Origin of the sequence: Streptomyces sp. NPDC051320 (assembly GCF_040682175.1) — a bacterium.
Taxonomy (GTDB): domain Bacteria; phylum Actinomycetota; class Actinomycetes; order Streptomycetales; family Streptomycetaceae; genus Streptomyces.
The window spans coordinates 250171-264020 of sequence record NZ_JBFBAL010000010.1 but is presented as its reverse complement, the minus strand read 5'-3'; the positions used below and the strand labels follow the sequence as shown (position 1 = coordinate 264020).

Annotated in this window: 12 protein-coding genes and 1 pseudogene; 10 read left to right on the top strand and 3 right to left on the bottom strand. The window is 71.3% G+C overall.

Translation table 11 applies throughout. The features are described 5' to 3' along the window. The first annotated feature begins 35 nt into the window (after window positions 1-35). The 3 genes from AB0M87_RS23175 to AB0M87_RS23165 are packed head-to-tail and all read left to right on the top strand — an operon-like array spanning window position 36 to window position 4050. Window positions 36-2090 carry a putative cobaltochelatase gene (locus AB0M87_RS23175; RefSeq protein ID WP_365855838.1) on the top strand — a complete coding sequence of 685 codons (2055 nt, stop codon included), beginning with the start codon at window positions 36-38 and terminating at the stop codon, window positions 2088-2090. After that, the gene (gene cobO / locus AB0M87_RS23170) at window positions 2090-2686 is read left to right on the top strand and encodes a cob(I)yrinic acid a,c-diamide adenosyltransferase (protein ID WP_365855836.1); all 597 of its coding nucleotides are present in this window, start codon (window positions 2090-2092) and stop codon (window positions 2684-2686) included. The genes AB0M87_RS23175 and cobO overlap by 1 nt, the downstream gene beginning before the upstream one ends. After that, window positions 2680-4050 carry a cobyrinate a,c-diamide synthase gene (locus AB0M87_RS23165; RefSeq protein WP_365855835.1) on the top strand — a complete coding sequence of 457 codons (1371 nt, stop codon included), beginning with the start codon at window positions 2680-2682 and terminating at the stop codon, window positions 4048-4050. The genes cobO and AB0M87_RS23165 overlap by 7 nt, the downstream gene beginning before the upstream one ends. Window positions 4051-4061: 11 nt before the next feature. On the opposite strand, the gene AB0M87_RS23160 is transcribed toward AB0M87_RS23165, so the two are convergent. After that, entirely contained in the window at window positions 4062-4853 is a 792-nt protein-coding gene (locus tag AB0M87_RS23160; protein WP_365855834.1) for a ZIP family metal transporter, read from the bottom strand. A gap of 147 nt (window positions 4854-5000) precedes the next feature. On the opposite strand from AB0M87_RS23160, the pseudogene AB0M87_RS23155 reads away from it, so the two are divergent. Next, a pseudogene (locus AB0M87_RS23155) lies at window positions 5001-5372 on the top strand (cobalamin biosynthesis protein); the annotation flags it as partial. Window positions 5373-5475: 103 nt separating this feature from the next. Continuing rightward, window positions 5476-6540: an Rv2231c family pyridoxal phosphate-dependent protein CobC gene (gene cobC / locus AB0M87_RS23150; RefSeq protein ID WP_365855833.1), complete on the top strand. Its 1065-nt coding sequence runs from the start codon at window positions 5476-5478 to the stop codon at window positions 6538-6540. A gap of 74 nt (window positions 6541-6614) precedes the next feature. Here cobC and AB0M87_RS23145 read toward each other — a convergent pair whose 3' ends face one another. Beyond that, entirely contained in the window at window positions 6615-7571 is a 957-nt protein-coding gene (locus AB0M87_RS23145) for an SCO1860 family LAETG-anchored protein (protein WP_365855956.1), read from the bottom strand. A 334-nt stretch (window positions 7572-7905) separates the two neighbouring features. Next, the gene (locus AB0M87_RS23140) at window positions 7906-8991 is read right to left on the bottom strand and encodes an amidohydrolase family protein (protein WP_365855832.1); all 1086 of its coding nucleotides are present in this window, start codon (window positions 8989-8991) and stop codon (window positions 7906-7908) included. Between the two features lie 80 nt (window positions 8992-9071). On the opposite strand from AB0M87_RS23140, the gene AB0M87_RS23135 reads away from it, so the two are divergent. The 5 genes from AB0M87_RS23135 to thpD all read left to right on the top strand — a co-directional run bounded on the left by AB0M87_RS23135 (window position 9072) and on the right by thpD (window position 13787). Beyond that, a complete protein-coding gene (locus AB0M87_RS23135; protein ID WP_365855830.1) occupies window positions 9072-10178 on the top strand; it encodes an aminotransferase class V-fold PLP-dependent enzyme in 1107 nt (368 codons plus the stop codon). A 433-nt stretch (window positions 10179-10611) separates the two neighbouring features. Further along, complete coding sequence (ectA, locus tag AB0M87_RS23130; protein ID WP_365855828.1) at window positions 10612-11142, top strand: diaminobutyrate acetyltransferase; 531 nt, start codon at window positions 10612-10614, stop codon at window positions 11140-11142. Window positions 11143-11172: 30 nt separating this feature from the next. Further along, a complete protein-coding gene (gene ectB, locus AB0M87_RS23125) occupies window positions 11173-12441 on the top strand; it encodes a diaminobutyrate--2-oxoglutarate transaminase (RefSeq protein WP_365855826.1) in 1269 nt (422 codons plus the stop codon). A gap of 39 nt (window positions 12442-12480) precedes the next feature. After that, window positions 12481-12879, top strand: coding sequence for an ectoine synthase (locus AB0M87_RS23120; protein ID WP_365855824.1), 399 nt, complete (start codon window positions 12481-12483; stop codon window positions 12877-12879). A gap of 5 nt (window positions 12880-12884) precedes the next feature. Continuing rightward, entirely contained in the window at window positions 12885-13787 is a 903-nt protein-coding gene (gene thpD / locus AB0M87_RS23115) for an ectoine hydroxylase (RefSeq protein WP_365855822.1), read from the top strand. The last annotated feature ends 63 nt before the right edge of the window (window positions 13788-13850 follow it).

Here is a 13850-nt window from a genome sequence, read left to right as displayed (position 1 = left end):
GTCCGTACCCGTGTACCCGAAGGAGTGATCCCCTCATGACCACCCCCTATCCGTTCACCGCGATAGTCGGGATGGACGACCTGCGGCTCGGGCTGCTGCTCAACGCGGTCTCCCCCGCCGTGGGCGGTGTACTGGTCCGGGGGGAGAAGGGAACCGCCAAGTCGACGGCGGTGCGCGCGCTTTCGGCGTTGCTGCCGGAGGTTCCGGTGGTTGCCGGGTGCCGCTTCTCCTGCGACCCCGCGGCCCCCGACCCGGCGTGTCCCGACGGGCCGCACCGCCCGGCCGGCGCGTCGGGAGGGGCAGCGGCCGGCGCGTCGCGGCCTGCGCGCATGGTCGAACTGCCGGTCGGGGCCTCCGAGGACCGGCTGGTCGGCGCCCTGGACATCGAGCGGGCGCTGGCCGAGGGCGTGAAGGCCTTCGAGCCCGGACTGCTCGCCGACGCGCACCGCGGGATCCTCTACGTCGACGAGGTCAACCTGCTCCACGATCACCTGGTCGACCTGCTGCTGGACGCCGCCGCGATGGGCGCCTCGTACGTCGAGCGCGAGGGCGTGTCGGTACGGCACGCCGCCCGCTTCCTGCTCGTCGGGACGATGAACCCCGAGGAGGGCGAACTGCGGCCGCAGTTGCTGGACCGCTTCGGGCTGACCGTCGAGGTCGCCGCATCGCGCGAACCGGAGCAGCGGGTCGAGGTGGTGCGGCGCCGGCTGGCCTACGACGACGATCCGGCCGCCTTCGCAGCCAAGTGGGCCGACGAGGAACGGACGTTGCGCGAGCGGGTGGTCGCTGCCCGTAACCTGCTGCCCGACGTCCGTCTCGGCGACCCCGCGCTGCTGCAGATCGCGGCGACCTGTGCGGCCTTCGAGGTGGACGGGATGCGCGCGGACATCGTGATGGCCCGCACCGCGAGCGCGCTGGCCGCCTGGGCCGGTCGCACCGAGGTGACCGCGGACGACGTACGTCAGGCGGCCCTGCTCGCGCTGCCGCACCGCCGCCGGCGCAATCCGTTCGACGCGCCGGGACTCGACGAGGAGAAACTGGACGACACGCTCAAGGAGTTCGGCGGCGACGAGGACGACGACCCCGGCCCCGACGGGCCCGGCGGCGGAGGCCGGCCGCCCGGCGACGACCCCGGCACACCGCCGCAGGACGACGCGAGCCGCAGCGACATGCCGACGCCGTCCGACGCCGGGGAGCCCGGCGGCGACCGCGAGGGCGCCGCGGCGGGTGCCGCACCGTCCGGCGGCGGCGAGCAGCCGGCCGCCCGGGCCGCCGAACCGTTCCGTACCAAGATGCTGAGCGTGCCCGGACTCGGGGAAGGCGCGGCAGGCCGTCGCTCCAGGGCCCGCACCGAGCACGGCAGGACCACCGGGGCCCAGCGGCCCCGAGGAGCGCTCACCAAGCTGCACTTGGCGGCGACCGTGCAGGCCGCGGCGCCGCATCAGCGGGCCCGCGGCCGGTCGGGCCCCGGCCTGGTGGTGCGCAGGGACGACCTGCGGCAGGCCACCAGGGAGGGGCGCGAGGGCAATCTGGTGCTGTTCGTGGTGGACGCGTCCGGGTCGATGGCCGCCCGGCAGCGGATGAGCGCCGTCAAGGGCGCGGTCCTCTCGCTCCTGCTCGACGCCTACCAACGCCGGGACAAGGTCGGCCTGGTGACGTTCCGCGGGAAGGACGCTGACGTGGCGCTGCCGCCCACCTCGTCCGTCGACGCGGCGGCCGCCCGGCTGGAGCAGCTGCCCACCGGGGGCCGGACGCCGGTGGCCGCAGGGCTGTTGAAGGCCCATGACGTGCTGCGGATCGAGCGGCTGCGGGATCCCTCGCGCCGCCCGCTGCTGGTGGTCGTCACCGACGGCCGTGCGACCGGCGGCCCCGAGCCGGTGGCGCTGGCCGCCCGTGCGGCCCGGCTGCACGAGGCCGACGGCACCGCGTCGGTCGTCGTGGACTGCGAGTCGGGCCCGGTGCGGCTCGGACTCGCCGGGGAACTCGCAGCCCAACTGGGCGGCACCGCAGTGACGTTGGACGAGCTGCGGGCGGAGAGCATCGCCGGACTTGTGAAGGACGTACAGACCACTTCGAGGAGGGCCGCCTGATGCCGCAGGGACAACCGACCACCGTGCCCGATGACGGGCTCACCACCCGCCAGCGCCGCAACCGGCCACTGACCCTGGTGCACACCGGCCCGGGGAAGGGCAAGTCGACGGCAGCCTTCGGGCTCGCGCTGCGCGGCTGGAACCAGGGGTGGCCCATCGGGGTGTTCCAGTTCGTCAAGTCCGCGAAGTGGAAGGTCGGCGAGGAACGGGCGCTGCGGGTGCTCGGCGAGAGCGGTGAGGGCGGGACCGTCGCCTGGCACAAGATGGGCGAGGGCTGGTCCTGGGTCCAGCGGGACATCGAGTCCAGCGAGGAGGCCGCGAAGGAGGGCTGGGAGCAGGTCAAGCGCGACCTCGCCACCGAGGCCTACCGGCTCTACGTACTGGACGAGTTCGCCTACCCGATGCACTGGGGCTGGGTGGACACCGACGAGGTGATCTCCGTCCTGCGGGAGCGCCCCGGCAGCCAGCACGTCGTGATCACCGGCCGCAACGCGCCGGAGAAACTGCTCGGCTTCGCGGATCTGGTGACCGAGATGACCAAGGTCAAGCATCCGATGGACGTGGGTCAGAAGGGCCAGAGGGGAATCGAGTGGTAGCTCGGCTCGTCGTCGCCGCGCCGGCTTCGGGGAGCGGCAAGACCACCGTGGTCACCGGGCTGATGGCCGCCTTCGCCGAGCGCGGGCTCGCGGTGTCGCCGCACAAGGTGGGGCCGGACTACATCGACCCGGGCTACCACGCCCTCGCCACCGGGCGCCGCGGCCGCAACCTCGACGCGTACCTGTGCGGGACGGAGCTCATCGCGCCGCTTTTCGAGCATGGCGCCGCGGGCTGCGATCTGGCCGTGGTCGAGGGTGTCATGGGATTGTTCGACGGGGCGGCCGGTCAGGGGGAGCTGGCCTCCACCGCGCAGATCGCGAAACTCCTGCGGGCGCCGGTGGTGCTGGTCGTCGACGCCTCGTCCCAGTCGCGCTCGGTGGCCGCGCTGGTGCACGGCTTCGCGTCCTGGGATCCGGAGGTACGGATCGGCGGGGTGATCCTCAACAAGGTGGCGTCGGACCGGCACGAGACCATGCTGCGGGAGGCGCTGGACGAATCCGGGGTGCCGGTCCTCGGCGTGCTGCGACGGGTTCCGCAGGCGCGGACACCCTCCCGGCATCTGGGCCTGGTGCCGGTGGCCGAACGGCAACCCGAGGCGGTGGATTCCGTACGGGCACTGGCCGCGCAGGTGCGGGCCGGATGTGATCTGGAAGGGCTGCTGGCCCTGGCGCGGAGTGCGCCCGGGCCGGCCGCGGAGGCCTGGGACCCGGGTGTCGCCTGCGGTTCGGCGGGGCAGGCGCATCCGCCGTACGCCGGGCACCGGCGCCCCCGGATAGCCGTGGCCGGCGGCCCCGCGTTCACCTTCTCGTACGCCGAGCACGCCGAACTGCTCACCGCCGCCGGCGCCGAGGTCGTCGCCTTCGACCCACTGCGCGACGAGGAGCTGCCCGAGGGCACCCGCGGACTCGTCATCGGCGGCGGCTTCCCGGAGGTGTACGCCCCGGAGCTGTCCGCCAACGAGCCGCTCCGCAAAGCCGTCGCCGAACTCGCCTTCTCCGGCGCGCCGATCGCCGCCGAATGCGCCGGGCTGCTGTATCTGTCCCGCTCGCTCGACGGGCAGCCGATGTGCGGCGTGCTGGCTGCCGAAGGCCGGATGTCCGAGCGGCTGACGCTCGGCTACCGGGACGCGGTGGCCGTCTGCGACAGTTCGTTCGCACAGGCCGGGACCCGGATGCGCGGACACGAGTTCCACCGCACGGTGCTGGAGCCGGGCGCGGGGCCATCGGCCGCCTGGGGCATGCGTCAGCCGGCCCGCCGGCTCGAGGGTTTCGTGCAGCAGGGCGTGCACGCGAGCTATCTGCACACCCACTGGGCGGGCCGCCCGGACGTCGCCCGGCGCTTCGTGGACGGGTGCGCGCGGTGACCCGGTCCGGCTCAGCCGGCCACGCCCACCACCAGCCAGATGAAGGCCACTCCCCCGATGGTGAACAGCAGCGTGGAGCGCGCCGGGTGCTCGTGATGCGCCTCGGGGAGGATCTCGGCGGCGGCAAGATAGAGCAGTACGCCGCCGAAGAAACCGAGATAGGCGCCGAGCGGTTGCTCCGGGAGGGTGAACAGCAGCGTCGACGCGGCGCCCACCACCGGGGCCAGCGCGTCGGCCACCAGCATGGCCACCGCCCTGCGGCGTGCGTTGCCGTAGAGGCTGGTCAGCGTGTACGTGTTGAAGCCGTCCGCGAAGTCATGGGTGATCACGGCGATCGCCACGGCCGCCCCCATGCCGCCGCCCACCTGGAAGGCCGCGCCGATCGCGACGCCGTCCATCAGACTGTGTCCCACCATCGCGGCGGCGGCGGTCAGCCCCACCTGGGGTATCCGCCCGCCCGCCACCGCGCCGCCCTCGTGGAATTCGCCGTGCGGTTCGCCGTGCGCGGGGCCGGGTCCTGGCGGCTCGTGCGCCCCGTGTGCCGTCCGGCGTACCGCGAGCAGGCGCTCGACGAGGTGGGCCACCAGGAACCCCGCGACGAACAGCAGCAGCGCGGCCGGTACTCCGAAGACCTCGCCGCCCGCCGCCGACAGTGCCTCGGGCAGCAGGTCGAGTCCCACCACGCCGAGCATCAGACCCCCGGCCAGCCCGAGCACCAGATGACGCCGGTCGGTGACGTGCTGCGCCGTCCAGCCGCCGACCAGTGTCATCAGAAACGCGCCGAGCGCAACAAAGACCGCCATGCGCCCCTGCATAGCCCATGGCACCCCCTTCACGCACATCCACGCATGATCCAGGTGCCGGTCCGCCGCGCGGATCACCGCCCCGACCGGAGAGGAACTCCGTCCATGCCGGATGCGGATACCGGACATACCCCGCGCGCCGCGCCGCTCGTCGTGGGGGTGGGGGCCTCCCGGGGTGTCGCCACCGGTGAGGTGCTCGGGCTGATCGTGGACACGCTGCGCGTCGCCGGACTCTCACCGCTCGACGTGGTCGCGCTGGCGACCGTGGACGCCCGGGGCGCCGAGCCGGGGCTCTTGGGGGCGGCAGCGGCACTGGGCGTGGCGTTGCGGACGTACTCGGCCACCGAACTCGCCGGTATCCCGGTGCCGAACCCGTCCGGCGCGGCGCTCGAAGCGGTCGCCACTGCGTCCGTCGCCGAGGCCGCCGCGCTGGCGTCCGGGGGCGAGCTGATCGTGGCGAAGCGGAAGTCGTGCCCCGGGGACCGGGCCCCGATGGCCACCTGCGCCGTGGCACGGCGCAGACGGGACGCAGAGCAACCGGTCCCGTACAAAGTCGAACTTCCTGAGCGGCCCCACTTCCCTGCTGCGGACGTCGGGTACCACCATCACCACCATGGCAGTCATGCGCACACACTCTGACGCACACGATCTGCGCCACCACGGGGACTCCGAGGTCCGGGACCACGGTTCCGGCAATCTCGTGGACCTCGCAGTCAACGTCCGGACGGGAACCCCGCCGGACTGGCTGAAGGCACACATCGCCGATTCGCTCTCCTCGCTGGCCGCGTACCCCGACGGCCGGGCGGCCAGGGCAGCGGTGGCCGCCCGGCACGGCCTTCCCGAGGAACGGGTGCTACTGACCGCGGGAGCCGCCGAGGCGTTCGTGCTGATCGCGCGCGCACTGCCGGTGCGCAGACCGGTGGTCGTCCACCCGCAGTTCACCGAACCCGAGGCAGCGCTGCGCGACGCGGGGCACACCGTCCAACGGGTGGTGCTGTGCGAGGAAGACGGCTTCCGGCTCGATCCCGCCGCCGTGCCGGACACCGCGGACCTGGTGATGGTGGGCAATCCGACCAACCCCACGTCGATACTGCATCCGACCGGGACCCTCCAGGCGCTCGCCGCGCCCGGACGCACGCTGGTGGTGGACGAGGCGTTCATGGACGCGGTGCCGGACGAACGGGAGTCGCTGGCGGACCGTACGGACATCCCCGGTCTGATCGTGCTGCGCAGCCTCACCAAGACCTGGGGGCTCGCCGGGCTGCGGATCGGCTACGTGCTCGCCGGTCCGGAGACCATCGGACTGCTCGAGCGGGCGCAGCCGCTCTGGCCGGTCTCCACCCCGGCCCTCGCAGCCGCCGAGGCCTGCTCGGCGGCGGCGGCGCTCACCGAAGCCGCCCGAGCGGCCCACCGGATCGCCGCCGACCGAGCCCATCTGCTGGCCGGCCTGGCCGAGTTCGACGAAATACGGGTGGTGGAGGCGGCCGAGGGCCCCTTCGTGCTGGTGCGGACGGAGCGGGCCGACGAGGTCCGCGCCCGGTTGCGCCGCCTCGGCTTCGCGGCCCGGCGCGGTGACACCTTCCCCGGTCTCGGCACCGACTGGCTACGGCTCGCGGTGCGCGACCGGGCGACCACCAACCGCTTTCTGCAGGCTCTCGACCAGGCGCTGACCGCCGTCGGCGACTGACCGGTCCGGTCGGGCGGGGGCCCAGCACGCCCCCGTCCGCCGTCAGACCCGGTTGCCGTCGGGACCGACCGCCGTCAGGCCCGGTTGCGGCTGCGGCTTCGCGCGACGGCGAGTGCGCCCCCGCCGGCCAGCACCAGCACCACGGCACCGCCCGCGATGTACGGCGTCATGGAACTGCCGCCGGTCTCCGCGAGGTTCTCCTTCGCGCCGGCCGCGGCGTCCGCCTTCACCGGCTCGGCGGCGCCCTGCGGCTGGGTGTCCTGGGCGCCGGCGGTCGGGGATCCGGGCGCGGGGCTCGCCGTGTCACCGCCGTGGTGACGCGGCGGTGCCTTCGGCGACTCGCAGGTGGCCCGGGCGAGGGTGATCTCGCCCCGCACATCGGCGACGTTCAGCTTGAGCGGGTTCACCGACACCTTCAGCCGGAGCGCGGTGGCCGCGGCGGTACGCGATGAGGTGCTGGTCTTCGAGAGGTCGAGCGTCACCGTGCCCACGCCCGGCACCGAAACCCGGGTCGTGCCACCGGCGGAGAGGGTGACGCGCTTGCCGAGCACCGTCACGTGGCCGAGCACATTCGATTCCGCGCGGGGATGTTCGCCCGCCTCGCACTCCGCCTTCGACGTGACCTTCTCGACCTCGATCAGGGACAGCAGCGGCAGCCCGGGTACATGGACCCTGGCCCGGGCGATGTTGACGTACCCCTCCGCCCGGTGGGAGCCGACCGTGGCCTTCGCGGTGGCGACGTCGGCGCGCAGCAGGCTGAACGGATGCCCCCGGTCGACTCCGTCCAGCTTCGCGGTCAGTGCGGTCTTCGCGGCCGTCGCCGGGGCCTGCACCTCGTTGAGTGTGGTGTCGAGCGGTACGTCGACCGTCCTGTTGAGCAGCGAGACGTCGAGCCCGGTACGGAGCACGACGGCGCTCGCCTTCCCGCTACCGCCGGTGGTCGCCTGCGCCGGGGCCGCGGCGAGCAGCGCCACCGGCCCTGCGGTCAGCGCGGCCGCCACGAAGGTGGCGGCCGTACGGCGTACGGGCATGCGGAAGGTGTTGCTGTTCAAGGTGGTGGAACCCCCACAAGAGACGTGACGTCGCCGGAGGCGCACCCGCTTGGGACCTCGCGGGTACGCCGGCGACCGAGACACGGGAATCTTTACGCACGGAGGGTGAACGGGCAGCAACCTGACGTGAGTTCACTCGAAAGTGGCGTTTCCGCCCCTTCTTTCGAATCCGGACGCACAGGCGTTCCCGTGGCGCTCCGTCGTCACCCTTGCGAGGTGGTGCGCCGGTGACAGCACCGGGCGCGCACATGAAGCCGCTCAACGAGGCGGGACGGTGCCGGGTTACGCCGGGTCAACCCGGCGCCTTCCCCCGTCAGCCCACCACGCGCCCGTCGAGCACCACCTGACGGGGAGCCGCCAGCACCCCCACATCGGCCCGGGGGTCCGCCTCGTACACCACCAGGTCCGCTACCGCGCCCTCGGCGAGCGCGTCCCTTCCCAGCCACCGGCGCGCCCCCCAGGTGGCCGCCGACAGGGCCTCCACGGCCGGGATCCCCGCCTTCACCAGTTCGGCGACCTCCGCCGCCACCAGGCCGTGCGGCAGCGAGCCGCCGGCGTCGGTACCGGTAAAGACCGGGATGCCGGCCTCATGGGCGGAGGCCACGGTCTCGTAACGCCGTTCGTGCAACCGCCGCATATGCGCCGACCAGCGGGGATACCGGGCCTCGCCACCCGCGGCGAGCGCCGGGAAGGTCGCGATGTTGACCAGCGTCGGGACGATCGCGACGCCGCGCTCGGCGAAGAGCGGGATCGTCTCCGCGGTGAGCCCGGTGGCGTGCTCGATGCAGTCGATCCCGGCCTCCACCAGGTCCTGCAGCGAGTCCTCGGCGAAGCAGTGCGCGGTGACCCGGGCGCCGAGCCGGTGCGCCTCGGCGATGGCCGCGGTCACCTCGCCACGCGGCCAGCAGGCCGCCAGATCGCCGGTGTCGCGGTCGATCCAGTCGCCGACCAGCTTGACCCAGCCGTCCCCCCTGCGCGCCTCCTGGGCGACGTAGGCGACCAGGTCGCCCGGTTCGATCTCGTGGGCGAAGTTACGGATGTAGCGGCGGGTGCGCGCGATGTGCCGACCCGCACGGATGACCTTCGGGAGGTCGGCGCGGTCGTCCATCCAGCGCGTGTCGGACGGCGAGCCCGCGTCCCGCAGCAGCAGCGCACCGGCCTCACGCTCGGTGATCGCCTGCTTCTCAGCGGTCGCCGCGTCGACGGCACCCTGCGTGCCGAGCCCCACATGGCAGTGCGCGTCCACCAGCCCCGGCAGCACCCAGCCCCGCACCGAGACGGCTTCCCCGGCCGGACGCCGGTACGCGATCCGTCCACCGACCACCCAGAGCTCGTCCCGGACCTCCTCGGGCCCGACCAGCACCCGCCCTTTCACATGCAGCACCGCGTGATCACTCATGCATCGAGCCTAGAACGCGACTCAGTACCATCGAACCGCCGGCCCGGATGAATCGAACAAATCGCGAGGAGAGCACCGCCGTGACGCACGCATTCCTGGATCTGCCCCCGCTCACCGCGGCGCACTTCGCGTCGATCGAACGGCAGGTGGCCGCGCTGCTCCGCACCGAGCAGGACGTCGTGATCATGCAGGGCGAGGCGCTGCTCCCGCTGGAGGCCTGCATCCGCTCCGCCGCCGAGCCGGGATCGACCGCGCTCAATGTGATCACCGGCCCCTACGGCCAGACCTTCGGCAACTGGCTGCGCGACTGCGGGGTCACCGTGGTCGACCTCTCCGTGCCCTTCCACACAGCGGTCGGCCCCGACCAGGTGCGCGAGGCGCTCGCGGCGCACCCGGAGATCTCCTTCGTCTCGCTGGTGCACGCGGAGGCCGCGACCGGGAACACCAACCCGGTGGCGGAGATCGGTGAGATCGTACGGGCCCACGGCGCCCTCTTCATGCTGGATGCCGTCGCCTCGGTGGGCGCTGAGCCGCTGCTGCCCGACGCCTGGAGCGTCGACCTCTGCGTGATCGGCGGGCAGAAGGCGATGGGAGGCCCGGCAGGCGTCTCGGCGGTGTCGGTGAGCGAGCGGGCCTGGCAGCGGTTCGCGGAGAACCCGCAGGCGCCACGGGGCTCGTACCTCTCACTGCTCGACTGGAAGCAGCGCTGGATCGACGGCGGCCGCAAGGCGCTCCCGCACGCGCCCGCGCAACTGGAGATGCTGGCGCTCCAGGCGTGTCTGGAACGGATCGAGGCGGACGGCCTGGACACGGTGATGGACCGGCACGCGCGGGCGGCTGCCGCCACCAGGGCGGGCGCGCTCGCGCTGGGCGGCGGCCTGGCACCGTACGTCCGCCGGGCTCAGGACTCGGCCCCCGTCGCCACCACCCTGCGCGTCCCGGTCGGCTCCGACGCCTCCGAACTGGTCGCGAAGGCACTGGCCACCGACCCGGCGCTGCCGCTGATCGCGGGCGGAGGAGCACTGGCGAAGGAGATGATCCGGATCAACCACTACGGTCCGCAGGCCACCGCGGACGCGGTGTACTCCGCGCTGGCAGCACTGGGTGCCGCACTGGACGGCATGGGCACGTCCGTCGATCTCCGAGGGGCCCGCGACGCGGTTGCGACGGCCTGGCGGAACGGCTGAGACGCCCTTTTCCGGGGCCTCACGAAAGCCGTATCCGAGGCGGTACCGATGCGATATCCGAGGCCGCATCCCGGTCGGCCACCAAAACCGTATACAGCTCTCCGCTCCACACATAATAAAAGACAATCAAAGAACGCCTATTACTGGCTTTTCCCCTTACGCCTTCCCCATCCTCCTGCCCTCTTTTTCGGACCCTAAACGCATCAATCTTCAACCGGTTCGATCAGCGGTTTTCGGACATGGCTCCGAAGGGTTACCTACATGTGACCGACCCCACAGGTCGCGCCCTTTGTCCCCCTATTTGCTGGACAAACCAGCCATATTCGCAACCACGGCGCCCTCGACCCGCGCCCACGCGATAACACGATCGTGGCGTTCCGCCAACCCCACCCCGCCGTGCATTTTTCGAATTTGCTGGGTAAATTTCATCGACATGACCGCCGCGCAAGAAGACCTTGTACGTGCCCGCAGTGAATTCATCGAGATAGACACACCACGAGTGGAGGACGGAGCCGCGATCTGGCGTATCGCCCGCGACTCCGAGGTACTGGACCTCAACTCCTCGTACAGCTATCTGTTGTGGTGTCGCGATTTCGCAGAAACCTCCGTGGTGGCCCGCGGCTCGGACGGCGACCCCATCGGGTTCGTCACCGGGTACGTGCGCCCCAGCCGCCCGGAGGCCCTGGTCGTCTGGCAGGTCGCCGTCGCCGGGGCCCATCGGGGCCGTGGCCTGGCCGGCGAACTGCTGGACAGCCTGACCGCGAAAGTCGTGGCCCGCGGCGAGGTCCGCGAGATCGAAACCACCATCACCCCGGACAACACCGCGTCCGACCGGCTCTTCAGCTCATACGCCGAGCGTCACGGAGCCTCGCTGCAGCGTGAGGTGCTCTTCGACGGCGGACTGTTCCCGGAGGGGACACACCAGCCCGAAGTGCTGTACCGCATCAGCCCCGTTTCGGCCTGACTGACTCCCCCACCCCCCAGGAGACCTGCCATGACCATCACCCCTCCCGCCCTGAGCGTCTTCGAGGCCCTGGAGTCCGAGGTACGCAGCTACTGCCGCAGCTGGCCCGCCGTCTTCGACCGGGCGCAGGGCAGCTACCTGCACGACGAGGACGGCCACACCTACCTCGACTTCTTCGCCGGTGCCGGTTCGCTCAACTACGGGCACAACAACCCGGTGCTGAAACGCGCCCTGATCGACTACATCGAGCGCGACGGCATCACGCACGGCCTGGACATGGCCACCAGCGCCAAACGGGCCTTCCTGGAGTCCTTCCAGAACGTGATCCTGCGCCCGCGTGACCTGCCGTACAAGGTGATGTTCCCCGGCCCGACCGGCACCAACGCCGTCGAGTCGGCGCTCAAGCTGGCCCGCAAGGTGAAGGGCCGCGAGTCCGTGGTGTCCTTCACCAACGCCTTCCACGGCATGTCGCTGGGCTCGCTCGCCGTCACCGGAAACGCCTTCAAGCGGGCCGGCGCCGGTATCCCGCTGGTGCACGGAACGCCGATGCCGTTCGACAACTACTTCGACGGCCAGGTGGAGGACTTCCTCTGGTTCGAGCGGCTCCTCGAGGACCAGGGCTCCGGCCTCAACAAGCCCGCCGCCGTGATCGTCGAGACCGTGCAGGGCGAGGGCGGCATCAACGTCGCCCGCGCCGAGTGGCTCCGGGCGCTGCAGGACCTCTGCCACCGCCAGGACATGCTGCTCATCGTCGACGACATCCAGATGGGCTGCGGCCGTACCGGCGGCTTCTTCTCCTTCGAGGAGGCCGGCATCACCCCGGACATCGTCACCCTGTCGAAGTCCATCAGCGGCTACGGGCTGCCCATGGCGCTCGTGCTGTTCAAGGCGGAACTCGACGTCTGGGAGCCGGGCGAGCACAACGGCACCTTCCGCGGCAACAACCCGGCGTTCGTCACCGCCGCCGCCGCCCTCGACACGTACTGGGCCGACGGCCAGATGGAGAAGCAGACCCTCGCCCGCGGCGAGCAGGTCGAGCGTGCGCTGCTCGCCATCGTCGACGAGAACGAAGGAACCGGCGTGAGCTTCCGCGGCCGCGGCCTGGTCTGGGGCGTCGAGTTCGACGACAAGGCGCGTGCCACGGCGGTCTGCCGGCGCGCCTTCGAGCTCGGCATGCTCCTGGAGACCTCAGGCCCGGAGAGCGAGGTGGTGAAGCTGCTTCCGCCGCTGACCGTCTCCCCCGATGAACTGGACGAGGGCCTGCGCACGCTGGCCCGCGCCGTCCGAGAGACCGCCTGACGCAGTCAGTACCCGTACCACAGAAAGGCTCAACTCACCGTGATTGTCCGATCGTTCAAGGACCTCGAGGGAACCGACCGCCACATCAAGTCCAAGTCGGGCACCTGGGAGAGCAAGCGCATCGTGCTCGCCAAGGAGAAGGTCGGTTTCTCGTTGCACGAGACCATCCTGTACGCCGGGACCGAGACGTCGATGTGGTACGCGAACCACATCGAGGCCGTTCTCTGCACGAAGGGCGAGGCGGAGCTCACCAACGACGACACCGGCGAGGTCCACTGGATCGAGCCGGGCACGATGTATCTGCTCAACGGGCACGAGAAGCACACCCTGCGCCCGAAAACCGACTTCCACTGCGTATGCGTCTTCAACCCGCCGGTCACCGGACGGGAGGACCATGATGAGAACGGCGTGTATCCGCTGCTGACCGAGGAGGCCTGACCGCCATGACCGACGTACTGAGCAACATACGGGCGGATCTCTATCCCACCCGTGGCGCGAGCGAGGTGACCACCCCCCGCCAGGATCCGGTGATCTGGTCGCAGCCCGGAGCCGAGGGACCGATCTCGCAGCCCGACCTCCAGGGTTTCGAGCGCGACGGCTTCCTCAGCGTCGAGCAGCTGCTCTCGGACGACGAGGTGCCGCGCTACCGTGCGGAGCTCGACCGGCTCGTCACCGACCCGGCGGTCCGCGCGGACGAGCGGTCCATCATCGAACCGCAGTCTCAGGACGTCCGGTCGGTCTTCGAGGTGCACAAGCTCAGCGAGGTCTTCGCCCAACTGGTGCGGGACGAGCGGCTGGTGGGCCGGGCACGGCAGATCCTGGGATCGGACGTCTACGTCCATCAGTCCCGTATCAACGTCAAGCCGGGGTTCGGTGCGAGTGGCTTCTACTGGCACTCGGACTTCGAGACCTGGCACGCCGAGGACGGTCTGCCGAACATGCGGACCGTGTCGGTCTCGATCGCGCTGACCGAGAACCTCGACACCAACGGCGGCCTGATGATCATGCCGGGGTCGCACCGGCACTTCCTGGGGTGCGCGGGCGCGACGCCGAAGGACAACTACAAGAAGTCCCTGCAGATGCAGGACGCGGGCACCCCGTCGGACGAGGCGCTGACCCGGATGGCGGACGCGCACGGTATCAAGCTCTTCACGGGCCGGGCGGGTTCGGCGACCTGGTTCGACTGCAACTGCATGCACGGCTCGGGTGACAACATCACGCCGTACGCCCGCAGCAACGTCTTCATCGTGTTCAACAGCGTGGACAACGCGGCGGTGGAGCCCTTCGCGGCTCCGGTCCGGCGGCCGGACTTCATCGGAGCCCGGGACTTCACCCCGGTGAAGTGAGCACGGCCCGCCGGTCCTGACGGGTCCGGCGTACGCGGGAGGGGGACGGCAGCCGGTGCCGTC